Annotated in this window: 20 protein-coding genes; 17 read left to right on the plus strand and 3 right to left on the minus strand. The window is 38.0% G+C overall.

Going from position 1 to position 24,647, the window contains the following annotated elements; all coding sequences use genetic code 11:
- Window positions 1-24 precede the first annotated feature (24 nt).
- The 8 genes from I6E70_RS04495 to I6E70_RS04530 all read left to right on the plus strand — a co-directional run bounded on the left by I6E70_RS04495 (window position 25) and on the right by I6E70_RS04530 (window position 7,598).
- On the plus strand, window positions 25-2,721 hold the full coding sequence (locus I6E70_RS04495; RefSeq protein WP_197188127.1) for a nitrate reductase: 2,697 nt from the start codon (window positions 25-27) through the stop codon (window positions 2,719-2,721).
- 16 nt (window positions 2,722-2,737) lie between these two features.
- The gene (gene moaA, locus I6E70_RS04500) at window positions 2,738-3,709 is read left to right on the plus strand and encodes a GTP 3',8-cyclase MoaA (protein WP_197188128.1); all 972 of its coding nucleotides are present in this window, start codon (window positions 2,738-2,740) and stop codon (window positions 3,707-3,709) included.
- 1 nt (window position 3,710) lies between these two features.
- Window positions 3,711-4,421, plus strand: a complete 711-nt coding sequence (locus I6E70_RS04505; RefSeq protein ID WP_197188129.1) for a molybdenum cofactor guanylyltransferase — start codon at window positions 3,711-3,713, stop codon at window positions 4,419-4,421.
- Window positions 4,418-4,957 (plus strand): molybdenum cofactor biosynthesis protein B, encoded by a 540-nt coding sequence (gene moaB, locus I6E70_RS04510; protein ID WP_007585240.1) that lies wholly within the window; start codon window positions 4,418-4,420, stop codon window positions 4,955-4,957. The genes I6E70_RS04505 and moaB overlap by 4 nt, the downstream gene beginning before the upstream one ends.
- A gap of 1 nt (window position 4,958) precedes the next feature.
- Entirely contained in the window at window positions 4,959-5,429 is a 471-nt protein-coding gene (gene moaC, locus I6E70_RS04515; protein ID WP_197188179.1) for a cyclic pyranopterin monophosphate synthase MoaC, read from the plus strand.
- Window positions 5,407-5,706 carry a MoaD/ThiS family protein gene (locus I6E70_RS04520; protein WP_197188130.1) on the plus strand — a complete coding sequence of 100 codons (300 nt, stop codon included), beginning with the start codon at window positions 5,407-5,409 and terminating at the stop codon, window positions 5,704-5,706. Before moaC ends, I6E70_RS04520 begins: the two co-directional genes overlap by 23 nt.
- A complete protein-coding gene (moaE, locus tag I6E70_RS04525; RefSeq protein WP_197188131.1) occupies window positions 5,706-6,164 on the plus strand; it encodes a molybdopterin synthase catalytic subunit MoaE in 459 nt (152 codons plus the stop codon). Before I6E70_RS04520 ends, moaE begins: the two co-directional genes overlap by 1 nt.
- A gap of 114 nt (window positions 6,165-6,278) precedes the next feature.
- The gene (locus I6E70_RS04530; RefSeq protein WP_197188132.1) at window positions 6,279-7,598 is read left to right on the plus strand and encodes a hypothetical protein; all 1,320 of its coding nucleotides are present in this window, start codon (window positions 6,279-6,281) and stop codon (window positions 7,596-7,598) included.
- A 158-nt stretch (window positions 7,599-7,756) separates the two neighbouring features.
- Here the strand turns inward: I6E70_RS04530 and I6E70_RS04535 are convergent, their stop codons facing one another.
- Both I6E70_RS04535 and I6E70_RS04540 read right to left on the minus strand, forming a co-directional pair.
- The gene (locus tag I6E70_RS04535) at window positions 7,757-8,926 is read right to left on the minus strand and encodes a zinc-binding metallopeptidase family protein (RefSeq protein ID WP_197188133.1); all 1,170 of its coding nucleotides are present in this window, start codon (window positions 8,924-8,926) and stop codon (window positions 7,757-7,759) included.
- Between the two features lie 69 nt (window positions 8,927-8,995).
- Window positions 8,996-9,769, minus strand: coding sequence for an SHOCT domain-containing protein (locus I6E70_RS04540; RefSeq protein WP_197188134.1), 774 nt, complete (start codon window positions 9,767-9,769; stop codon window positions 8,996-8,998).
- A 763-nt stretch (window positions 9,770-10,532) separates the two neighbouring features.
- Between I6E70_RS04540 and I6E70_RS04545 the strand changes: the two genes are divergently transcribed.
- From I6E70_RS04545 to I6E70_RS04570, 6 genes are all read left to right on the plus strand, one after another.
- Window positions 10,533-13,844 (plus strand): transglutaminase family protein, encoded by a 3,312-nt coding sequence (locus I6E70_RS04545; RefSeq protein ID WP_166377606.1) that lies wholly within the window; start codon window positions 10,533-10,535, stop codon window positions 13,842-13,844.
- A 112-nt stretch (window positions 13,845-13,956) separates the two neighbouring features.
- Entirely contained in the window at window positions 13,957-16,476 is a 2,520-nt protein-coding gene (locus I6E70_RS04550) for a circularly permuted type 2 ATP-grasp protein (protein WP_024607622.1), read from the plus strand.
- On the plus strand, window positions 16,473-17,351 hold the full coding sequence (locus tag I6E70_RS04555) for a transglutaminase family protein (protein WP_197188135.1): 879 nt from the start codon (window positions 16,473-16,475) through the stop codon (window positions 17,349-17,351). Before I6E70_RS04550 ends, I6E70_RS04555 begins: the two co-directional genes overlap by 4 nt.
- Window positions 17,352-17,397: 46 nt before the next feature.
- Window positions 17,398-18,852 (plus strand): circularly permuted type 2 ATP-grasp protein, encoded by a 1,455-nt coding sequence (locus I6E70_RS04560; RefSeq protein WP_007585223.1) that lies wholly within the window; start codon window positions 17,398-17,400, stop codon window positions 18,850-18,852.
- A 1-nt stretch (window position 18,853) separates the two neighbouring features.
- Window positions 18,854-19,789, plus strand: a complete 936-nt coding sequence (locus I6E70_RS04565) for an alpha-E domain-containing protein (RefSeq protein ID WP_197188136.1) — start codon at window positions 18,854-18,856, stop codon at window positions 19,787-19,789.
- 386 nt (window positions 19,790-20,175) lie between these two features.
- Window positions 20,176-20,829 (plus strand): MOSC domain-containing protein, encoded by a 654-nt coding sequence (locus I6E70_RS04570; protein WP_101216456.1) that lies wholly within the window; start codon window positions 20,176-20,178, stop codon window positions 20,827-20,829.
- 6 nt (window positions 20,830-20,835) lie between these two features.
- Here the strand turns inward: I6E70_RS04570 and I6E70_RS04575 are convergent, their stop codons facing one another.
- Window positions 20,836-21,744, minus strand: a complete 909-nt coding sequence (locus tag I6E70_RS04575; RefSeq protein WP_197188137.1) for a LysR family transcriptional regulator — start codon at window positions 21,742-21,744, stop codon at window positions 20,836-20,838.
- Window positions 21,745-21,873: 129 nt separating this feature from the next.
- Between I6E70_RS04575 and I6E70_RS04580 the strand changes: the two genes are divergently transcribed.
- The 3 genes from I6E70_RS04580 (at window position 21,874) to I6E70_RS04590 (ending at window position 24,502) form a co-directional block, all read left to right on the plus strand.
- Window positions 21,874-22,311: a PACE efflux transporter gene (locus I6E70_RS04580; RefSeq protein ID WP_007585216.1), complete on the plus strand. Its 438-nt coding sequence runs from the start codon at window positions 21,874-21,876 to the stop codon at window positions 22,309-22,311.
- Window positions 22,312-22,601: 290 nt separating this feature from the next.
- The gene (locus I6E70_RS04585; protein WP_197188138.1) at window positions 22,602-24,056 is read left to right on the plus strand and encodes a sensor histidine kinase; all 1,455 of its coding nucleotides are present in this window, start codon (window positions 22,602-22,604) and stop codon (window positions 24,054-24,056) included.
- Complete coding sequence (locus I6E70_RS04590) at window positions 24,053-24,502, plus strand: response regulator (RefSeq protein ID WP_010552557.1); 450 nt, start codon at window positions 24,053-24,055, stop codon at window positions 24,500-24,502. Before I6E70_RS04585 ends, I6E70_RS04590 begins: the two co-directional genes overlap by 4 nt.
- Window positions 24,503-24,647: the final 145 nt, after the last annotated feature.

Below are 24,647 nucleotides of genomic sequence, written 5' to 3' on the forward strand. Positions count from 1 at the left end.
TAAAGCACACTAAAAGAGAGCAGTATGGCAACCGTAAACACGTCACCAACTATAAATAAAACGAGTTTAAAACAAACAACATGTGCTTACTGTGGTGTAGGGTGTGGTGTTGATATTTCACTTTTTAATAATGTGCCAACCAAGCTTGAAGGCATGCGAGAGCACCCCGCAAACTTTGGTCGTTTATGTGTAAAAGGCACCCATTTGCTCGACACCACAGGCAGTGATAACCGCTTAACGTCACCCCTTATTAATAATCAAGCTGTTACGTGGGATGAAGCCACCGACCATGTTGCCAATAAATTTAACGACATAATACAAAAGCACGGACCCGATGCGGTGGCTTTTTATGTGTCAGGGCAGTTACTTACTGAAGATTACTACATCGCTAATAAATTAATGAAAGGCTACATAGGCTCAGGCAATATTGATACAAATTCGCGCCTGTGTATGTCGTCTGCTGTGGCAGGTTATAAACGGGCTTTTGGTGAAGACGTAGTGCCGTGTACTTACGAGGATTTAGAGCAAACTGAGCTGCTTATTTTAATTGGCTCTAATGCAGCGTGGACTCATCCGGTTTTGTATCAGCGAATGGAGCGTGCAAAGCAACTTAACCCAAATATGAAAGTGGTGGTTATTGATCCGCGTAAAACTGACACAGCTGAGCTTGCCGACACATTTTTAAATATAAAACCAGGCAGTGACGCCGCACTTTATAACGGTTTACTTAATTATTTACATGAGCATAACCACCTCGATACGCAATTTATTAATCAGCACACAAACGGCTTTGAAAGCGCACTGCAAGAGGCAACAAAATGGAGTTGTGAGGCAGTTAGCGATTTTTGCGATATAGCAATTGAGCAAGTAACTGAGTTTTACGCGCTATTTGCTAACAGCCCAAGTGCGATTAGCTTTTACTCAATGGGTATAAATCAATCAAGTTCGGGTGTAGATAAATGCAACGCTATTATTAATGCGCATTTAGCCTCAGGTAAATTACTTAAACCAGGCAACGGTCCGTTTTCGATTACGGGGCAACCCAATGCGATGGGCGGGCGCGAAGTAGGTGGTTTGGCTAATCAGTTAGCGGCGCATTTAGATATTGAAAACGAAGCGCATCAATCACTTGTGCAACGTTTTTGGCTCTCGCCAACTATCGCTAAAAAAGCAGGCAGTAATGCTATTGATATGTTTGATGAAATAGCCGCAGGCAAAATAAAAGCAGTGTGGATAATGGCAACAAACCCAATGGTGAGCTTGCCCAATAACGCCGCAATTAAAAAAGCATTAGAGACCTGCGAGCTGGTGGTTGTATCTGACTGTATTGCAAAAAGTGATACGTTAAAATTTGCCAATGTTGCTTTTCCATCAACCGGATGGGGCGAAAAAAACGGCACAGTAACTAACTCAGAGCGCAGAATATCAAGGCAGCGCCCGTTGGTAGTGCCTTATTCGGGAGCTAAAAACGATTGGCAAATTATGTGCAGTGTTGCTAAAAAAATGGGCTTTGAAGGATTTGACTTTACAGATCCAAGTGGCATTTTTGAAGAGTGGGCACAATTAACCGACTTTGAAAATAACGGCAGCCGATTATTAAACCTCTCTGGTTTAGTTGGGCTCACACAAAATCAGTATGATAATTTAAAACCCATTATGTGGCCTGTTGTTAAAAATCAGCCTTATAAAAATGGTCAGGTTTTTACAGATAACCAATTTAGCACCGCTGATAAAAAAGCGCGCTTTATACCCATAACGCCACAATTACCGGTACAAAAAACATCAAGTGATTATCCGTTTGTAATGAACTCAGGGCGTATACGAGACCAATGGCATACCATGAGCCGCACCGGTAAAAGCACTGCGCTTTCATCGCATATTACACGCCCGTATATTGAAATTAATCCGCTTGATGCCAGTAAATTAGCAATAAAACAAAACGATTTAATAAGTGCGATTGCCCAAACTGGGCAGGTTACCGCGCATGCAAAAGTAACCGATGCCGTGCGCAAAGGTGAATGCTTTATGCCTATTCATTGGAACAAACAATTTGCATCGTCAGCAACAGTAAGTGGGTTGTATCAATCGGTAGTTGACCCTCTATCTGGTCAGGCTGAGTGCAAACACGGCGCTGTTAATATAGTTAAAGCACCCTTTGTGCAATATATGCAGCTGTTTGCTAAAAACGAACTTGTTATAAACAGTGATTTTTGGCTCAAAGTTAATGCAAGTAATTGCTTTAATTACCAATTGGCGCTTAATGAACCACAAAGTGATTTACTGTATTACTGCCAAACCTTAACCGGTTTACAAGGACAGTGGTCGGCTATGAATACGGCAAAAGCCATGCATGTGCAGTGTATTCAAAACGATCAATTAGCGTTCGTTGGTGTTATTTCTAATGAGCAAAAAGAAATATCACTTGAGTGGATAAACCATTTGTTTGCAGAGCCATTACTGACTTTTACACAGTTACAGTCTTTGCTTTATGCAACCCCCGATGAAGAATTTACCCAAGGCGTGCAAGTGTGTAGCTGCTTTAAAGTAAGAGAGCAGCCGATTATAAACGCCATTAAAAACGGTGCAAACACCGTCGAGCAATTGGGGTCTGAACTTAAATGTGGAACGAACTGTGGTTCGTGTAAAACACAATTAAGCCAATTAATAAAACAACATTACAAAGCAGGTTCTAGCAGCATTGATGTTGCGGTTGTAATGTAAAGAAAAAAGGAAGCATATGCTAAATGATCAATTTGGTCGGCAGTTTAACTATTTGCGCCTCTCAATAACCGATGTATGTAATTTTAGTTGTAGTTATTGTTTACCAAACGGGTATCAGTGCGATACGCCGCGTAATTTTTTAAATAAAAACGAAATTAGCACGCTGGTAAATGCGTTTGCAGAGCTAGGTACTAAAAAAGTGCGCATTACAGGTGGCGAACCATGCTTACGAAACGACGTAACCGATATTATAAAGCTCTGTAAAAATACGCCAGGCATAGAAAAAGTAGCTATTACTACCAACGGGTTTAATTTATTAAATAAAATTGATGAATTTGCAGAAGCAGGGCTTGATGCGCTTAATGTCAGCATTGATAGTTTAAATCCGAGTATGTTTAAACTCATAACAGGGCACGACAAACTTACCCTTATTTTAAAAGGGATTGAGCGCGCGGTAGAGCTGGGCATAAAAGATATAAAAATAAATGCGGTGCTTGCCAAGCAGTTTAATAAAAACCAATTGAAGGATTTTTTAGCGTGGGTAAAACACCACAAAGTTACAGTTCGCTTTATAGAATTAATGGAAACCGGTGACGGCGCCACCTTTTTTGAAGAAAACCACTTAAGTGGGCAAACGGTTAAAGCACAATTACTCGACCAAGGTTGGTTACAAGTAGTTAGGGGGAAATTAAACGGACCCGCTGAGGAGTTTTGTCATCCTGATTACGATGGTCGTATTGGTTTAATAATGCCGTACAGTAAAGATTTTTGTAAAAGTTGTAATCGCTTAAGGGTGTCGGCGCTGGGTAAATTACACTTATGTTTGTTTGCCGAACAAGGTATAGATTTACGCGAACTACTCAACGAGGACGATACTGTAGCGACCGTAAAGGCAATTCGAGCTGCTATGGGCAATAAAGAAATAAGCCATGAGCTAGATAAACGCTTAACAGGTGCGACAACTCACTTAGCCATGTTAGGTGGCTAATATGAGTGCTTGTAACGGATCTAATACAGGATCGAATATAAAAGCTCAACACGATTTTACAGGCGTTGTACTTGCTGGTGGTAAGTCATCAAGAATGGGCACAGACAAAGCCGATTTAGTTTTAAAAAATAAAACGCTATTGCACAATGCGTGTGATTTATTAAAAGACGCAGGCGCTAAAAACATATTGGTAAGTCGCAACGTTACAAATCCAGTCAAATCATTGAACCATTATTCACCGAGCGATTATCCCTCAGAAAAGTACGTTAAAGATATATACCCAAATAGTGGACCCCTTGGCGGAATTTACTCAACATTAATAGCCACCGATCACGATTTACTTATTACTGCGGTAGATATGCCTCTACTTACGAGTAGTTTGTTAAGCACAATAGTGCTGGCTTCTCATACAAATAACGTACAAAGTGTGAGCAATCAATTAAATCAGTCACAAATACATGCTTGGCACTTTGAAAATGAACCACTACCGCTGTATATTCGTAATACAAGCAGTGTAAAAAATCATTTAAAACACATACTCACAAACGCAAACAGTCATAAATCAATAAAACAGTTTACCCAAAGCATTGGTGTGCAAACGCTTTTATGTAACAAAGCGCATGCATTAATAAACACCAATACACCGGCGCAATTTAAAGCTGTAAATGAGCATTTTGACCTAAGCATTAACCAATTGAGAAGAACATTATGAGCCACACAAGCGATACACAAATACCTTTAAACATTGCCGTACTTACCGTAAGCGACACGCGCGATGCGATTACCGATACTTCTGGTCATTACTTAATTAAAGCGCTAACTGAGGCGGGTCATCATTTAGCGGATAAAGAAATTGTAAAAGATGATGTTTACCAAATGCGCGCTATTGCATCGCAGTGGATAGCCGACGACACCATTCACGCTATTTTAGTGACTGGTGGTACAGGATTTACCGAACGTGATTCAACACCTGAGGCATTTGCGCCGCTGTTTGATAAAAGCGTAGACGGCTTTGGTGAGCTATTTAGACATATATCGTACGGTGAAATTGGTAACTCAACTATTCAATCTCGTGCACTTGCGGGGCTTGCTAACAACACCGTTATTTTTTGTATGCCAGGCTCTACAGGCGCATGTAAAACAGCGTGGACAGGTATTATAAAAGATCAACTTAACTCAATGCATAAACCGTGTAACTTTGTACCGCATATTACCATTGGTAAAAAGTGTGAATCGCGTGAGCAATAGTATGTTAAGCCACGTTGACGAAAACGGCCAAGCTAATATGGTTGATGTATCGCTCAAAGACATAACCCTGCGCGATGCCTCAGCTGAAGCATTTATTAGCATGAGCAAGCTTGCCTTTGAACAAGTAATGCTTAATCAAAACAAAAAGGGCGATGTGTTAGGCGTGGCACGTATTGCGGGTATTCAAGGCGCTAAAAAGTGCGCTGATTTAATCCCGCTTTGTCATCCGCTTGCACTTACTAAAGTAGCTGTTGATTTTGAACTTGATGAAGCAAACAGCCAAATTAAAATAACCAGCTACTGCAAACTTGCCGGTAAAACCGGGGTCGAAATGGAAGCGCTAACGGCGGTATCTGTTGCTGCACTTACTTTGTTTGATATGTGTAAAGCAGCCGACCCACTTATGGAAATTAGTGGCATGCGCGTTACTCAAAAAACTGGGGGCAAAAATGGCAGTTGGCAACGCGATTAATCCAAACGATGCTATACCTAGCGCCGGAAAAGTAGAGTTATTGTTTTTTGGGCAACTAAAAGAGCGGTTAAAGTGCAGTAAATTAAGCCTTGAGATTACGCAGTCGCTTACTATTTCAGAACTTAAATTAAGATTAGTTAGCCAATACCCGCATTGGCAACCGTGGCTTGAGGAGCGTGAGCTACTTGCAGCGCTTAACCAAACTATGTCATCAAGCGACGAAATAGTGAAAGCAGGGGATGAGCTTGCCTTTTTTCCGCCGGTTACAGGTGGCTAATGAGCATACATATTCAAGTACAAACCAATGATTTTAATGTAGGTGACGAGCACAATACGCTTTGTAGTAATAACAAAAGCGATGGCGCTGTTGTCACCTTTACAGGTTTGGTAAGAGAGTTCAGCAGTGGCGATAATGTTATTGCACTTGAGCTTGAGCACTACCCTGGTATGACCGAGCAACTGCTTCAATCTATTGCAGAGCAAGCACAAACTCGCTGGCAACTGGCGAGAATATGCATTATTCATCGCGTTGGTTACTTAGCACTTGGCGAGCAAATTGTATTTGTAGGCGTAACTTGCCGCCATCGCCAAGCCGCGTTCGAAGGCGCACAATTTATAATGGATTACTTAAAAAACCATGCCACGTTTTGGAAAAAAGAGCACTTTAAAGACTCATCAAATTGGGTTGAGTTTAAACAAAGCGACAAACAAGCGCTGGGTAAATGGGAAAAGTGATGCAGATATTTCATTACTTGTGCTCTACAGAGGTTATATAGCTCTCAGTTTGCGTTTTTCGTGTTATAAATCAGCAATATTAGATTGTTAGCTCGACCCAAGTCTGGAAGACATATGCGCACATCAAAAATGTTATATTTTACAATATTATTACTTGTTCTACTTTCAGCTTTTCTTGCTGTATGGGTATATGATTTAAAAGAAGGTAAAGATTTACTAAGCTTTACCATATCAACAGTAAGCTTTTGTATAGCCGTATTAGCTTTATTTATTACTGTTAGAACATATACATCAATTGATAGTGTAAATAACATTAGTAAAATGGAAGGTAACATTTTAGATAATGAAAATTACGTAACCTCACTTCCAGAGTTAATTAATCAGTTTAAGTCCCAAGATGAAAATACACTAGAGAAAGAAATTTTTGACTCTATTGAGCATAAACTAAAAAAAGAGTCAGAAACCGCCGTTCTTTTTGCCGATACCCTTCAGTATATAATTGACCTAATTGTTTTATTTCCAGCTGTTTTTAATGCATCAGAAACTAACAAAGTACTTTATAAAAAGCGTATGGATACAATTTTGTCAGAAGTTGATAGGCGCTGTGAAATATTGCACTCGGTGAGTAAAGGTAATTCAATTCAAATAACGGAAACAATAAAGCTATTTAAAGCTGTTGTGTCTTACCAAAGTTTTGTAGCTGATGATAATTTTAATATTCATGCAGACTTACTTCATGTGAGAGGTCCAATTCTTCGTAACCCAGTGACAAAAACCATTTACCATAATTACCTAGGTTTGTATTACAACAAAAAAGGCATGCATTTATTACGAGAGTCGCTAAATATGAACTCTGTAGATATTTTGTCGATTGATGGTTTAGAGCTGGCTCAAAAAAATATTAATACCATAGAGCCATCAATACTTGAAGAAGTAAGTATGTATCTTAAATCTGCCGCTGAGCAGTTTGATAAAGCACTTAAAGTATCTAGTGAAGATGTTATGTGGCCTGGTTTTATTAATTATAATAAAGCACGTACGGTATATTTTTTATCTTTACTATCAAATACAAAGCTTAATTGGTTAGATATTCTCGACGAAGCAATAGAGTCTCGCAGCAGGTTAAATCGACTAATTGACGAAATTTTGATGATCGATAGATCAAAACCAGCCAATATTGTTAGTACACATTTAAGAGAATTTTTTCTATATCAAGAAGAGTTAGCACGTACAGTAAAATTGAATATTTTACTGTCGAATAATCTAACCAGACAAAATAATGCATCTATTATATATAAAGGGATTAATATCTCTGATATATCAAACGAAAAACTAACTGAATTATTTGTATCAATACAAAAGTTTTCTACAGTTAGTATTTACCAAGAAAAAATCATAAGTCGACTTAAGAATAACCTCGCTGTGACAAGCTAATAAAGCTTCAGCGAGAAAGTAGGGATATATACTATTTTTAGACTTTTATTTTTACGGCTTTTTTCTCATCATAAAAAAGCCACCTACCTATGCATGAAAAGTCATAGCAAGAATAAATGGCTCTTTATTAAAATGTTTTTTGGACTGAGCTTATTTTATTACACTTTTCCAATGCTCACATCAGGCATTAAATTGAGCCTGTTATGAATGGCATGATGGATGAAAGATAACTTAGTTCGCACCGCTTGAGTAAGTACAAATGGGTAGGCATCGGCAAGTCCCATGCTGCGATTTAGTGAATTTAGAATGATCGAAAATTCCATCCAAGTATCTAAAATAGCATCAATCGATGTTTGTGAATTAAAGTAATAAGCACTTTGTGGCAATCGAAGCTCGTCTGCTTCATCTAATTCAAACTCATTACCCGTTGTTGAGCCTGTAATTGAAAAGTTTTTGGCTGTTTCTAAAGTATCGATAATATGCATGTAATGCGCCCATGTTTCTGCCCAGTCTTCATAAGGGTGCATAGTAGCGTATTCACTAATAAAGGTTTCATGCCAGTTAGCTGGCGCACCTTGCTTGTAATGAGTATCGAGCGCTTGCTGGTAATCTAATTCGTCATCACCAAAATATTGCTTACATAAAGTATGTTTTTTTGGTGAATTTGCGATTAGTTGATCAAAATAATAATGACCAAGTTCATGGCGAAAATGACCAAGTAGAGTACGGTAACGCTCGCCCATAGCTATTTTAGCTTGAGAGCGTGCTACATCGTCTGCTTCAGCTAGGTTTATAGTGATATGCCCGCAATCGTGCCCTGTAAATACAACGTCCTGACCTATAATAGGGCTTACAAAGTGATCGCTTACGTTACGGTCTGCTATAAAATCGAAGCTTAATCCGCTTTCAGGTTCTTGAATCGTTGTATTTAAAGGGAGTGATAATGATTTTAATGTATACAAAGCGCGACGTTTTGCTGTTTCCATTTTTTTCCATAATGGAATATGTTCAACAATACTTAAATCGGGCACCGTTTCATTAAAGCGGCACGAAAAACACAGCACTTCGTCTTTATCGGCAACAGGTATAAATGTGTCTAAATTAACCATACCATTGCATACGTGATACTGAGCGTTGTTATCACATTTTTTATAAAAAACGTCAGGCGCTTCTGCTTTGTAAAATAACCCCGATTGCTCATCAATTTCATAGGGTTCAACTTGGTCGAACTCATCATCAATACCCACGGTTCTACCGCAAGCCAAACAATGGCTGCTTTCAAAAAATAAAATAAGTTGATCTGTGCAATTACATTTAAATGTTTTCATATGTTACCGAATAAAAAAGAGAACGTATAAACCACTTTTACTTAGCGCTATGCTATTGGAGGATAGTGGTTAAATCCTTTTTAAAAGTTCAGACTTTTTAATATTAAATTCATCATCACTCAACGCATTAGAGTCGCGAAGTTGTGCTAACTTTTCAATAATTTGAAGTGTTTCGTCTACCGAGTATTGCGCTATTGTATTATTAACAGGTGCTTCAACTTGATTTGGTGTTAACGATGCAAAATTCGGCTGCGTTACTTGCTGCGTAAAATCTTTTTGAGGTTCTGGAGGCGTTGGCGTTTGCTCTGAAATTAATGGCAGGGTATTTACATTAATTGTCCCCCACTGACTGTTAAATGTAAGAGAGGTACTATTGCCTTGCTGTTGGCTTACACCACCAATATTATGATCTAACGTGTCGTATACGCTCACTTGTCCATTTAATTCAACGGCTAAGCGATTAGGGAATATAGCGTAGCGAATATTATTTTGCGCACCACTGCTAAATGGGCTGCCTAGATTACCTGGCCACCATTGATTGCTGCCAGGCGTTCCTGCAGGAATAACCGGAAATATTTGGTTATTGCTCAATATATTAGCAAGTTCGTTGCACAAGTTATCAACGGTTGATTTTAAACCGTTGTTAAACATGTCGCCAACCATTGTCATTCCGCCACGCATCCATTGACCAGAACCACCAAGTTCTGGGCAATTAAACTGTGCCATTGAGCAACCGCCGTTATTAACGCTAACTAACATGTGAATTACTGCATCGTGACTGAGGTTATAACGAGATGCTATACCATTAACTAAGTTTTCACCGACATCTGTTAGCTTTTGCATAAGAAAATATCCTATTAGGTAGATTGGGTTGATTTAAAAAATCTGAAAATACGCCAGGGCTGCATTACCTTTAGCATTGATGATAATGAAAAATTAACAGGTTAGTGAGGTGTGCTGGTTTTTCAAATTGGACGTGTTCTGTTTTGTTTGAAATTAAAACACACCACTGTAAAACTAATCTTTAAAGTAAGCATCTATGTATTAAAAGTTGCTTGTTTTATCTCATCGAGATTGTTAGTTTTACTGTAACGTAAGCGGTTAAAAATCGATCTAGTATAGCACCGTTACTTACTTTAACAGCAGCTTTATTGTGAACTATTTCTTACTATTTAATGATTATTTTTAATGATTTTTAAACTCTAAATAAATACTTTTAATTATAACCGTTTAGCGTTATAAATAACGGAGTAAGTCTTTTTAAAAATTAACTTTATTTGTTTTATTTCAATATTTTAAATTAATTAGCTTTAATTGTAAGTTGTTTCAAAGCACTATTTTGGTGCATTTTCTGCACCATTAAAAATCTAAAATTGATGGTTTAAATTACACTAAGTTTACTATTTATTGAATTGGTGTGTTTTTCCTATTAATTAGGTCAAAACCTATATGCATAACGTTGCTTTGTGCAAGAGCAAGAGCCGCGAGTGGATGAACAGTACTACTTAAGCAAGTCTTTTGGTATAAAAATTGCACAAGTGAATTAGTCCAAATAATATTTTCAGCGTTATATTGTGGCCATACATTATTAAAGGGGAATTAATAGATGACAATTACAGTTGGGATTTCGCACCATACTCAGTATAAATACGATCGGTCAGTTAATATGGGGCCGCATATATTCCGATTACGTCCAGCGCCACATAGCCGTACAAAAATTAAAAGTTATTCTTTAAAAATAGTTCCAGAAGATCACTATATAAATTGGCAACAAGACCCTTTTGGTAATTACCAAGCGAGGGTGGTGTTTAACAAGCCAACTACCGAATTTAGTTTTACAGTTGATTTGGTCGCCGAACTAACGGTTATTAATCCTTTTGATTTCTTTTTAGAAGATTACGCCGAAAACTTCCCGTTTGTTTACGATGCTATTTCAAAGTCAGAACTCACTCCTTATTTAAAAAAACGCAAAGCCAGCCCAAAATTTAAAGAATTAATTGAATCTTTAAATCCTAAAGAGCCGCTTAGAAGCGTTGATTTTTTAGTGGCTGTTAATCAAGCTATTTATGAATTAGTAGGTTATGGCATTCGGCTAGAACCAGGTGTGCAAACGGCAAACGAAACAATAAGTAAAAAAACAGGTTCGTGTCGTGATTCCGCTTGGTTGTTAGTACAATTGTTTCGTCATTTAGGGTTGGCATCTCGATTTGTATCGGGCTACCTAGTACAGCTAACGTCTGATCAAAAATCACTAGATGGCCCAAGCGGTCCAGAAGAAGACTTTACCGATTTGCATGCATGGACCGAGGTGTATATTCCGGGTGCAGGTTGGATAGGGCTTGATCCTACCTCGGGTTTATTTGCTGGTGAAGGTCATATTCCATTGGCGTGTACGCCAGAGCCAAGCTCGGCAGCGCCGGTAACCGGCGGTATAGACGACTGTAAATCTGAGTTTAGCTTTTATAATAAAGTAACGCGTGTACACGAAGACCCACGTGTTACTAAGCCTTATTCTGAGGCGCAGTGGGCGGCAATTAACCGCTTAGGTCAGCACGTTGACAACGTTTACAATGAAGAAAACATACATTTAACTATGGGTGGCGAGCCTACGTTTATTTCTATTGACGATATGGAACATCCTCAGTGGAATACTGATGCCGATGGTAAAGAAAAAAGAATATTAGCCCAAAATTTATTTGTAGAAATGAATAAAGTATACACAAAAGGTGGCTTTACTCATTACGGACAAGGTAAATGGTATCCGGGTGAGCCATTACCACGTTGGCAATATGCGTGCTATTGGCGCAAAGACGGCGAGCCTTTATGGCAAGATGCTGCACTATTAGCCGATCCTAATAAAGATTATAAATTTGATCATACCGATACTAAAAAGTTTGCTGATAAACTGTGTGACTCACTTGGTCTTGAAACCAAGGCACTTACTACGGCTTATGAAGATATTTTATATCACATGTGGCAAGAAGCCTCATTACCTACCGAAATAAAGCCAGATCAACCAGAACTTCTCCATGCAATGAGCCGAAAAGGCTTTTTAGCTAAAATGGATAAAGGGATAGAAAAGCCTGTTGGCTATGTTCTACCTTTAAAATGGAACGATAGTAAAAACTGTTGGCAGTCGTGTACGTGGGAGTTTAAACGGGGTCATTGTTTTTTATTACCGGGTGAATCACCACTTGGTTATCGCCTACCTTTAGACAGCCTTGAGTGGAGCGGCAATATTATTGACCGCGACCCGTTTGATATTCCAGAAAATTTTGCCAAAGCGAAAAAGCTTAAAAAGGGCTTTATTGGTAAAGAAATGGTTAAAACTGCGCTTGTAATGGAAGTGAGAGAGGGGCGTTTATATATATTTATGCCACCAACAAGTCATTTTGAACATTACATGGGTTTAATAAGTAGTATAGAGAGTGTGGCTAAAGAACTTAAAATGCCGCTTGTTATTGAAGGCTATAGCCCACCTAAAGATAGCCGCGTAGAAAAATACGCTGTAACGCCAGATCCAGGTGTTATTGAAGTAAATATTCATCCTTCAACATCGTGGGATCAATTAGTCAGTCGAACCACAACGTTATACGGTTTAGCAAAAGAATGCCGATTAGGTACCGATAAGTTTATGGCAGATGGTCGCCATACTGGTACTGGTGGTGGTAACCACGTAACGCTTGGTGGCGAAACACCTGAGCAAAGCCCATTTTTACGCAGACCCGATATTTTAAGAAGTTTTATTACCTATTGGCAGCATCATCCTGGTTTGTCGTATTTATTTTCGGGGCTTTTTATTGGTCCTACAAGCCAAGCACCGCGAGTGGATGAAGCCCGTGATGAAGTTTTATATGAGCTAGAAATTGCTTTCTCACATATGCCTGAAGGTGAGGTGCCTGAACCTTGGTTAGTTGATAGGCTACTTCGTAATTTATTAGTGGATTTAACGGGTAATACACACAGAGCAGAATTTTGTATTGATAAGCTCTATTCACCCGACTCAGCCACAGGTCGTTTAGGGATTGTAGAATTTAGAGGCTTTGAAATGCCTCCACATTCACAAATGAGTTTAGTGCAAATGCTACTGTTACGTACTTTACTTGCTTGGTTTTGGAAAAAACCTTACCACAAGCCATTAATACGTTGGGGTACAGAGTTACACGATAAGTTTTTATTACCACAATATGTAGAAAACGATTTAGCTGAAGTAAGCCGTGATTTACAACAAGCAGGTTTTCAATTTCAGTTAAGTTGGTTAAATCCATTTTTTGAATTTAGGTTTCCGGTATGTGGAACGCGAGAACTTGATAACGTCACACTTGAGCTTAGAACCGCAATCGAGCCTTGGCATGTACTAGGCGAAGAGGCAAGTGCGTCGGGTACGGCGCGCTATGTAGATTCGTCATTAGAAAGAGTACAAATAAAAGTACAAGGAACAATGAGCGATCGCTATGTTGTAACGTGTAATGGTCGAAGAGTGCCGCTTAAACCGGTTAAAGGTAAAGCAAAAGATGAAATGGTCGCGGGTATACGATACAGAGCTTGGCAACCACCTACAGCGCTTCACCCAACTATTGGCGTACATGCTCCATTAGTTTTTGATTTAATCGATACGTGGGAAGGTCGTTCAGTTGGAGGCTTTGTATATCATGTGAGCCATGCTGGGGGTCGTAATCCTGAAACGCTACCGGTTAATGCATTTGAAGCCGAAGGGCGCAGGGTTGCAAGATTTTGGGAGCATGGGCATACACCATCGTTACTTGCATCAGCTGAACCAAGCTGGAGCCCATCGGCGGTTACGCATAGTTTTCAATCGGCGCAAAGTGCAAGTGAATACGTGGTACCTGATGAAGAAAGTAGTAATCCTGATTATCCAAATACCTTGGATTTACGCAGGCAGCCCAACTTTAAATAATAATTGATAGTTGTGTCATTCCACTTTGAAATTATTTAAAGTGGAATGACTAAATATTTTTAAAGCATCATTATGAACACGGCTATTTACTATAAATTGGAGCGCTTTCAGCTTGTATATTAACAATAACGCGATGCCGGAATTGCCTGAGTGGTTGTCTTTATACCTTGATAAATCACATGGACATGATGAACTAGCAAACCACAGTGGTTTAAACCCAGACCATTGGGATACTTTATTTAAGCGTTTAGCTAGCCTAACAGCAGATGATGTTAGTAGCCGCGCTACAGAAATTAGCCAATTGCTACAAAATGGCAATATTAAAAATGAAAGCAATAAGCAGTGGCATTTCGACCCATTGCCATTTATGTTATCTAAAGCTGATTGGGCATTGCTCGAAGAGGGAATAAAACAGAGAACCCTTTTATTAAATAAAATTCAGCAAGATATTTACGGTGACCAAACATTATTAGTTGATGGTCATATTCCTGCAAAGCAGCTTTTTCAAGACCCTAATTACTTACGCGAAGGTTTTAGCTTACCTAGTAACGAATTAACACTATTTTTTACTGCATTAGATGTTTACCGCACGCCAACAGGCGAATTTAAAGTATTAAGCGATCATTGTCAGTGCCCGTTAGGCTTAGGGCTATTAATTAAAAGCCGTATTATTGCAAGGCGTGTAATGGCTGAAGAATTTGCCGAATGTAATGTTCAGCAAATTAAAGAATTTTTAAACCTATTCCAAGAGGGTATTAACGAATATACCCACTACATGGATGACCCACGAATTGTAATTCTAACCCAAGGAATTGATGACCCTAACTACAACGAGCATGCATTCCTATCTACCTACTTTGGCTACACATTAGTACAAAGCGCCGACTTAACCGTACGTGGTGGTGACGTTTGTTTAAAATCGTTACAAGGCTTGGGTAAAATTAATGTCATTTTACGCTGGGTTTCTGATCGTTGTATTGACTCTTTAGAGCAAACTGAATATTCACTTCATGGTATTCCGGGCTTATTACAATCGGTACGACAAGGGTCAGTTAAGGTTTTAAACCCGTTTGGTAGCGGTGTGCTCTCGTCACCTTCAATAAAATGCAACTTAGAAAAGTTATCGCAGCAAATTTTAAAACAACCGCTGTTGTTAGGTGAGCCAAATTACTTAAGTGTAAAAGAAGCGCAAGCCATTGATTGGAATAACCTCGAACTACTATCTGCTATAGACCCTACACTTAAGTTAGATGGAGTGTTAGACGAGCAAGAAATAAAGCTACTTATTAGCAAAGAACCCGATAATTACTTTTTCCAAGAAAAGCCTTCTTTTAGCAGTGCACCATTTTGGCATGACGGGCAATTAATCTCCAAGCCAGTGGTGTTTAGGTGTTATGCATTAACCACAGAAAATGGCGTAGAAGTACTTCCTTCAGCACTGTGTTTTTCGAACGAAAAAAGTAACAACCCGAGAATATCTGGTTGGATCAAAGATACATGGATAAATACAGCCGATAGAGTTGATTTAGGCGAGCATAATCCACCGGTGCCAATTAGAAAAAGAATGGATGTAACGCTACTTGAAGGGGTTATTTCGAGCCGTACGGCTGAGCACCTTTTTTGGTTGGGTCGATACTTAGAACGCTGCGAAAACACCATACGTATATTGCGTATTTTTATAGACAAGTACACCGAGTTTTCTGTTTACCCAGATTCAATACGAAAAAGTATAGTTGCACGGCTTTCTAATGCCATTAGGTCGCAATATATTGTTTATCCCTATATAGAACCTGATTTAAAACTAGATGGCATTGATGTAAATCTGTCTAAAGAAACCGCCTTTCAACTCCTTGCAGACGAGCAATGCGCTGGCAGTATTATTAATACATTAAAGTACATTGCAAATGCGTCGGTGCAAATTCAAGAATTACTATCTCATGATAGCCGCCGAATAATTGATGATATTAATGAGCAAATTAAAGTATTTAAAAATGTAAATATTAATATTCCAACGCGTGCAATGCAAAGCAGCCTAGATAGAGTTATAGGCTCAATTATGGCTTTTAATGGCTCGATTGCAGATTGTATGCCAAATAGTAACGGCTGGTTTTTACTCGAAATGGGCAGAAGAGTAGAGCGTAGCTTACAAATAACATCACTAAGTGCGGCTTTATTAACCAAAGAGTTAGACGAGCCCGAAGAGCTTGGCTTACTTGAAGCAGTGCTAAGTTGCCAAGTTAGTTTAGTTACGCATAAGCGCCGATATAGAATGTATCAAACCATTGGTACAGGGCTTGAGCTATTACTTTTAGATGCTGAATACCCACGTTCTTTATTATTTCAGTTAGAGGAAATTAATAAGTTGTGTAAGCATTTACCCACAAAACGCAGACAAGGCGTAATTGCGGCACACGAAAAAGCAATTTTACTATCTAAAACAAGTTGTTATGTAACTGAGAAAGATTACCTACAAAAAAGTGAAAATGGACAACGTAACCAGTTAATCGAATTTAACCATAATACGCGTATGAACTTAGATACATTTTGTGATGTATTATTACTACAGTATTTTTCTCATACCCAAACGGCAAATAAATTGAACTGGACTAATATTGAGCAAGCTCAATCGTGAAATATAAAATAAAGCACTCGACTACATACAACTATTCAGACTTTGTTAGTTTGTGTCAAAACCAAGCGCGATTAACGCCAAAAACGAATCGCGGGCAAATATGCCACAGTAGTCGTGTAGAAATTGAACCTACACCGACTTACTTACAAACATTTACTGATTATTTTAATAATCAGGTAACAGCGTTTGAAATAGCAATACAGCATAAAAAACTTAAAGTAACGATGATCAGCGAGGTAGAACTGTTAGTCGGCGCTAATAGCAATTTAGAGAGTGTTGATATTTCTTGGCGAAAAGTACGTGATTTATTGGTTAAACCAAATACAGCGGAATTATTAAAAACGTCTGAATTTGTACTACCTTCACAGCTTATTCCAATAGATAAAGGAATTAAGGAATACGCATTAATTTCGTTTGATGCACACAAAAATATAATTTCTGCATGCAAAGATTTAATGGCACGGATTTTTCAAGAATTTCATTATGATCCTGGTTTTACAACAATTAGTACGCCTTTGAGTACTGTTTTTGCACAAAAAAGGGGCGTTTGCCAAGACTTTGCACACTTTGCGCTTGCATGCTTACGCAGCGTAGGGTTAGCAGGTCGATACGTAAGTGGGTACATAGAAACCATGCCGCCAGAAGGCGAAGAAAAGCTAGAAGGTGCAGATGCAACTCATGCATGGTTTGCGGTATTTGTGCCAAACTTTGGTTGGGTTGATTTTGATCCAACAAATAATGTTTTACCACGCGATCAGCATATTACTCTAGCAGTAGGGCGAGACTTTTCTGACGTAACTCCTTTAAAAGGAGTGGTATTTGGTGGCGGTAGTCAATTGCTTGATGTAGCGGTTGATATGATTCGAATGGAATAGCAGTTTAACTACGTCATATATGATGATGGATAAGGTGAAAGAGTGTATGAAAATTGATTGGAAAGCGTACCAAACAAAAGGTTTCTTTGATGAATTAATTGATGCACAAGGAAACGTTAGATCGCATGGAACACAATTAGCACAATTTTTTGCTAATTTATCAGCAGAAGAATTAGTAAAAGCCAGAGCGGTTGCTGATTTAGCTATTAAAGAAATGGGGATTACTTTCACGGTTTACAACGAAGGTAATATGATAGATAGAGCCTGGCCGTTTGATATTATTCCTCGAACTATTGGTAAAAAAGAATGGCAAAGCGTAGAGGTTGGTTTAAAGCAACGTGTTGAAGCGCTTAACCTTTTTATAGATGATTTATACCACGACCAAAAAATAATAAAAGATGGTGTTTTTCCAAAAGGGTTACTAGAAAAATCAGTTAACTTTCGCCAGCAATGCGTGGGAATAAACCCGCCAAATAAAATATGGGCGCATATTTGTGGCTCAGATTTAGTACGCGATGGTAGCGGTACAATGTATGTGCTTGAGGATAACCTGCGTGTTCCTTCGGGCGTATCTTATATGCTTGAAAATCGCTCTGTAATGAAGCGTGTATTCCCTGAATTATTTGAGCAAGTATCGATTTTACCTGTTGATGATTACCCTTCACAATTATTTGATATGCTAGCGGCAATGTCGCCTCGCCCACAAGATAAACCAGAAGTTGTGGTACTTACTCCTGGGGTATTTAACTCCGCTTATTTTGAACATTGTTACCTTGCCCAAGAAATGGGTTGCGAACTGGTAGAAGGGCGCGATTTAGTTGTTGAAAAAGATGACTGTGTATACATGAGAACAATCACAGGGCTACAACGAGTTGATGTTATTTATCGTCGTATAGATGATTTATTTTTAGACCCAGAAGCCTTTTTACCAGAATCCCAACTTGGCGTTCCTGGATTAATGCGTGCTTGGTCTAAAGGTAATGTTGCTTTGGTTAATGCACCAGGCGCAGGCGTTGCTGATGACAAAGTAGTTTACGCCTATGTACCTGAGATGATTAAGTACTACTTAGGCGAGGAAGCTAAACTTGCTAATGTCCCAACGTTCAAATGTTTAGACCCGAAAGAATGCGACCATGTGATTAAAAATATCGATAAGCTTGTTGTTAAACCAGCAAATGAATCTGGCGGATATGGATTATTAATTGGTCCTAAATCGACTAAAAAAGAACAAGAAGCGTGTATTGCTCAAATTAAAGCGGACCCACGAAACTGGGTAGCTCAACCAACATTAGATTTATCAACAGTACCAACATTTGATGGTAATAAACCAGATGGTCGACATACCGATTTAAGACCGTTTATTTTATCATCAGGTAAAGATACGCAAGTTACCACTGGCGGATTAACGCGTGTTGCTATGGTTAAAGGCTCTTTGGTGGTTAATTCATCACAAGGTGGTGGCAGTAAAGATACTTGGATTGTTGACGAAGAGGCTAAATAATATGTTATCAAGAGTAGGCGAAACTTTATATTGGGTATCTCGATACATTGAGCGTGCGGAAAATGTAGCTCGTTTAATCAACGTTAACAATTTACTGATGATGGACTTACCCAAAGGCGTATGTACTGGCTGGGAACCATTAATTGATATTATTGGTGTACGTAAAGCGTATTCAGAAAACCATACTGATTTTACTGAACAAAAAGCATTAAGGTATTTACTTGTTGGTAGTGATAACAGCTCGTCAATTTTAAACTCTATTACTTCGGCACGAGAAAGCGCGCGTACAATCCGCGATGTAATTCCTCGAGATGTATGGGAAGAAATTAACTCTCTTTATTATTATGTAAAAGATAATCAAAAAGAAGGGATAACAAAGCGCGGACGTTTTGATTATTTAAAAAAGATTATAGATTCAGCCCATCAAATATTTGGGGCGTTAGATGCCACAATTAATCATGATCAGGGCTATGTTTTTATCCGCTTTGGTTCGATTATAGAGCGTGCAGATATGACATCGCGAATTTTAGATATTCGCTCTGCTACGTTAATTACTAATGAAGAAGAAGTGAAGCCGTTTGATAATATTCAGTGGATCAGTTTATTGCGTTCGTTAAGTGCTTATCAAATGTATCGCCAAGAAATGGGCGTTAGAGTACAGCGTGCTGATGTAATAGAATTTGTGATGCACAGCAAAGTATTCCCACGATCTATTTTATTTTGTATGAATGAATTAAAAGCATTGGTTTTACCTTTGCCAAACTCAACAGAAATTATTAAATCAATTGATGATGCAATTGTTGAGTTAGAAAATAAAGACGTACGAGTACTTAAAAATGGTCTGTTGCATGACTTTATCGATGAAATACAAATAGACTTAGCTGGAATACATAACGGACTGGCCGAAACGTATTTTTTAAAGCAAGCAGAACAATAAAAAATGTATATTGTGAAATGACTGCTTAGGGCGTGTTGAACTTTGGTGGTTGAATTTGCAGCAGTATGTTTGGTTTTTAGGCAAGGCAGAGCCTATGTAGTGTGGTTATTCCCCATTAATGGGCGATAACGCAGCATAAATACCAAACATGCGCTGCCCTCTGGGTTCTTTCTAGGGACGATTAACTCTTTGTTGCTCGGTTTTTACTTAGCCCACTAGGTTACAAACCTCGCGCCGCGATTTAATCGCCCCTAGATTGAATAAATTTCAATCCACAAAGATAAACACGCCCTAGTCTTGATCGGTCATCTTTTTGCTTAAATTTATTTATAATAATTTTAAAACCTGCATAATTAATCTTTACTTCCTCATCCGCTGGTATCGCAATGAAAATCATCTCGACTAATATCTCTAAAATTAAAACTCTTATTCATAATGGTAAAGAGGTGAAAACGGGAATATTCAAAACCCCAACTAACGAACCTGTTGTTATTGAAAAACTAAACATTATAGGTGACGAGCAAGCTGATTTAGTTAATCACGGCGGGGTAGATAAAGCGGTATATGCTTTTTCGCACAATCATTATGAGTATTGGAAACAAACCCTCGAGAATGATGATTTGGCAGTAGGTGCCTTTGGCGAAAACTTCACGATTTCTGACCTTAATGAAGCGAATATACACATAGGTGACCATATTCGAATTGGTACTGCATTGCTTGAAGTAAGCCAGCCTCGTGTACCTTGTTTTAAACTCGCTATCGCCCTTAATAATAAAAACAGTCTTAAACTGTTTACGCAGCATTACTGCACTGGCGTTTATTTTAGGGTACTAGAGCAAGGCGTTGCAAAAACGGGTGATAGTGTTGTTATCGAGAAGAAAGCCTCGCACGACATATCAGTTAAAAAACTGTTCCAGGCATTTTTTGATAAAAAATACGTAGGTTATGAAGACATACTTTTAGAAGCATTAACTTTGCCAGAGCTTGCTGTAGAGTGGCAAGAAAAGCTAAAGAAGAAGCTTGCTATTAAAAGTGAATAAAGCAGTTTAAAACTGTTTTATTCCCGCGCTATCACTCTTTAAAAAGTGTTGCTGCAACCTATTTATTAAACTTTGAAGAACAGGTCCTGTTGATTGGCTTCTTGAAACAATGCATCCCACAGGAGTAAGCCAACCGCCTTGTTCATGAGTAACGGGTAGCGTTACCACTTCAGCTTGGTTTATATACCTCTTAATAGCAAACTCGGGTACAAGCGCCCAACCAATACCCTGAACTACTAAGTCGATAAGGGTTTGATGTGTATTTGCGTACCAAATTCTAGAGCTAATTGCGTAGCTAAACCATAACTCTTTTTGGCTAAGGCTGCGATGAACACATTGCCTATGGGCTTTTAAATCATTGCTTGTTACAGCCTTTAGCTTTGCAAGCGGGTGTTCTGGTGATGAAATCGTTAAAAATCGAGCTTGACCTAATAGAAAAAAATCCATATCAACTTTTAGTTCCCCATCACTATAAATGATACCTACTTGTGCTTTTCCTATTTTTACTAAGTTTTCTACAACGTCAGTTGTTGTCGATATTATTTCGAAATTAGTAATCGGGAACTGATCAGCAAGTGGGGCAATCACTTTTAAAATATCTTGATTATTTAGGCTTTCATCAATAGCTATAATTACCTCATGCTCATAATTTTTTGCTAATGCATCCACTTTTTGGTCAAAATACTTTTGCTGATGAAGTATAGAGTATGCGACAGGTAACAATGCCTTACCACTGATCGTTAAGCTGGGTATATTTTTATTACGCGTAAACAATGTTTGATTAATCGCTATTTCAAGATTAGAAATAGCTTGGCTAATTCCCGATTGTGCACGGTTAAGCTTTCGGGCTGTTGCCGAAAAAGATCCTGTTTCTACCACGGTTACAAAAATTTTTAGTTGCTCAAAACTATACATATCATTCAACTTAAAGGTGAGTACTTATTTGCTCATCTTATCACTAAAGGTGATGGCTACTAACTTTGCAAATAATTAAATTATGTCACTATTATTTTCTTTAATTATTTGGCGTAAAAGGGGTTAATTATGGATGCAAAAATGGGGTCGCTAGAGAGGATGTTTCAGGCTGTTTTGTTTGAAGTATTAGCGGTAACGCTGTCGATTATTGGTTTGGCTGTATTTACAGAGCATGCAATATCGGCTTTATCAGGCACTATGATTATAATTGCAACGATTGCGATGTGTTGGAATTTTGTTTTTAATTGGTTTTTTGACAAAGTAGCTACCGGTGCAAAAGAGCAACGTTCTGTATTATTCCGTATTTTTCACGTGATTTTATTCCAAGGCGGGTTACTTGTTTTTACTATTCCCGTAATGGCGAGCATTTTAAACGTAGGCTTATGGGAAGCATTAATAATGGATATCGGCGTAACTTTTTTTATAACCCTTTACGCTTTTACTTTTAACCTAGTGTACGACCACACACGAGCCTATATTTTTCATTCAAAAAATGCTGCATGTTAATACACTTTTTAAATATGGGATGACTTAACAAAGTTTTGTATTTAGCTACTGGTGTATTTGCCAATGCACCAGCACTTTTAGAGGCGTAATATTACCCAAGTTTGCTTTATAGTGGCAAAAAACTAATAAAGGATCTTTTTATTAAAAGTGAATAAAGCTAAATATCAACTGTTATTCATAGAGGAGCTAGTAAAAAAGATAAAATCTGCTATACCTAAGGTTATAAATACTATAATTATTATAGTGTTATTTAAAGATTTTTGGGTTAGTAGCTAAAATAGGTGTCGTATATGAATATCTCAAGAAAACTGATGCTTATTGTAATATTAACTGCAGCAGAGATAAGTATTACTGTCTACTCAGCTTTTGAAATAGCTAAAGGGGCTAAGTTTCATCAACTTAACTTTCTTCATTTAAAGTATACACATCAACTTACCAAGTCAGTTAAAAAAATAGAAAATGATATCCCCATAGATATAAATACCATTGAGTCGGATATATTGTTAATTAGGCAGCAACCAATTGAATGTATTGAACAAATAAACCCGTTAAATTATGCTGTTATGAAGGTTATTAACACAGAACATACATTAACAATCTGTGAAAACGATATTGAAATTGCTGATAAAGCCTTATTGTCAGTTAATCAGTATAAAAAGGGGGAACTTAGTAGAGACGCTTTTTTACTAAATCTTAATACTTCGCTAAGTGGCTTTAATAAAAACACGGAGCTGTTTGAGGAACCAATTAGAAAAACAGTATCGTTTATACTAATGACGTTAATTCCACTTGTTATAATCATATCTTTTTTTAATATTCTTTTTATAAGTTACCTTTCTCGCACAATATCGAGCTCTATACGAAATCTAACTCTACTTTTATCAAGTAAGCCCGAAAACAATATTAATCTAGACGATGAACTTGATATAAAAACGTCGGGTGAATTAAAAGCACTCGTTATCGCGGCCAGACAGCGAATTAAAAATGATCTTTTAAATATTGAAAACAGTATTGAACTCAAAGAGATTATAAACAGCCAGACAGCTTCCCTGCAGCAAGCAAATGATGAGCTTGCCCAGTTTGCTTATCGGGCTTCCCATGACCTAAAATCACCGCTGTCAGGGGCTAAATCCTTAGCGCATTTTGTTATCGAAGATATAAAAGCGGGAGACACAGAGGAAGCAAGCCGAAATGCACTGGTTATTTATCAACAAATGGAAAAGTTAGAAACACTTGTTGTTGATATTTTATTGTTAGCCAAAGCTGAAATTGGTAATGAGGATAAAGATTTAATTGACTTTAACCAGTTAATTATTGATATGAAAGAACGACTGTCTTGGCTCATGAAAGATAACCCTTGTACGCTCGAAACAACAATTAATCTATCAGTACCTATAAAGTCGGAAAAAGCGCGTTTTGCTCAAATTATTGAAAATTTGATATCAAATGGGTTGAAGTATTACGATAGAAATAAAGACTCGCCTTATGTCCGCTGTGACATTTTTAATGAGCAAGAGACGTTTTTTATTACTGTTACAGATAACGGAATGGGAATACCACAAAAGCATCAAAGTGAAGTGTTTGATATGTTTAAGCGATTTCATGCACAGACGAGCACAGGCTCTGGTTTAGGGATGGCGCTGGTTAAAAAACATATTGAGTATTTAAATGGTGAAGTATTACTGCAAAGCTCTGATGAAGGTACGACGTTTAAAATAATAATACCAATGGATAAGCTAACATGACAAAAATTAAACCCCCTATATTAATTGTCGATGACAATGAAGTTGACCGGTATATTCTTAAAAGATTAATTAAAGAGGCTGAATTAGATCTTACAATTTTTGAAAAAAAAGATGGCCAGGAAGCATTAGAATTTCTAGAAAATTATGAAGCTAACAGAAAAGAGTACCCTGATGGATTTCCTCCAATACTCATATTTTTGGACATCAATATGCCAAGAGTCAATGGTATTCAGTTTTTAGAAGAGTTTTCTAAACTGAGGAAGATGATAGAAATCAGCTCGTGTGTGGTTATGATGTTTAGCTCATCAGAAAGAGAAGAAGAAAAAAAGATTATAATGTCACACGATTTTGTTAAAGGTTACCTTGTAAAAGGAAGTTTTCAGGCAGCAGAGTTAAAAGAAAAAGTATTGGCTGTCATCGGTCAGCATTTGGAAAAACACAGCTGATTTGCATGTGTTTTAGGTTTTAACCCGCTAGGCGGTGCAAATTGGAGAACCTTTAGTTTGAGTATGTGGCACAAACCAAAGGTTTTTAGCTTAAGGTTACACAGATGTTTGATTTAAGCTTCAATTTTATTTTACAAAGGCTCAA

The sequence above is a fragment of the Pseudoalteromonas sp. NGC95 genome, from assembly GCF_015864705.1.
GTDB classification, from domain to species: domain Bacteria; phylum Pseudomonadota; class Gammaproteobacteria; order Enterobacterales; family Alteromonadaceae; genus Pseudoalteromonas; species Pseudoalteromonas arctica.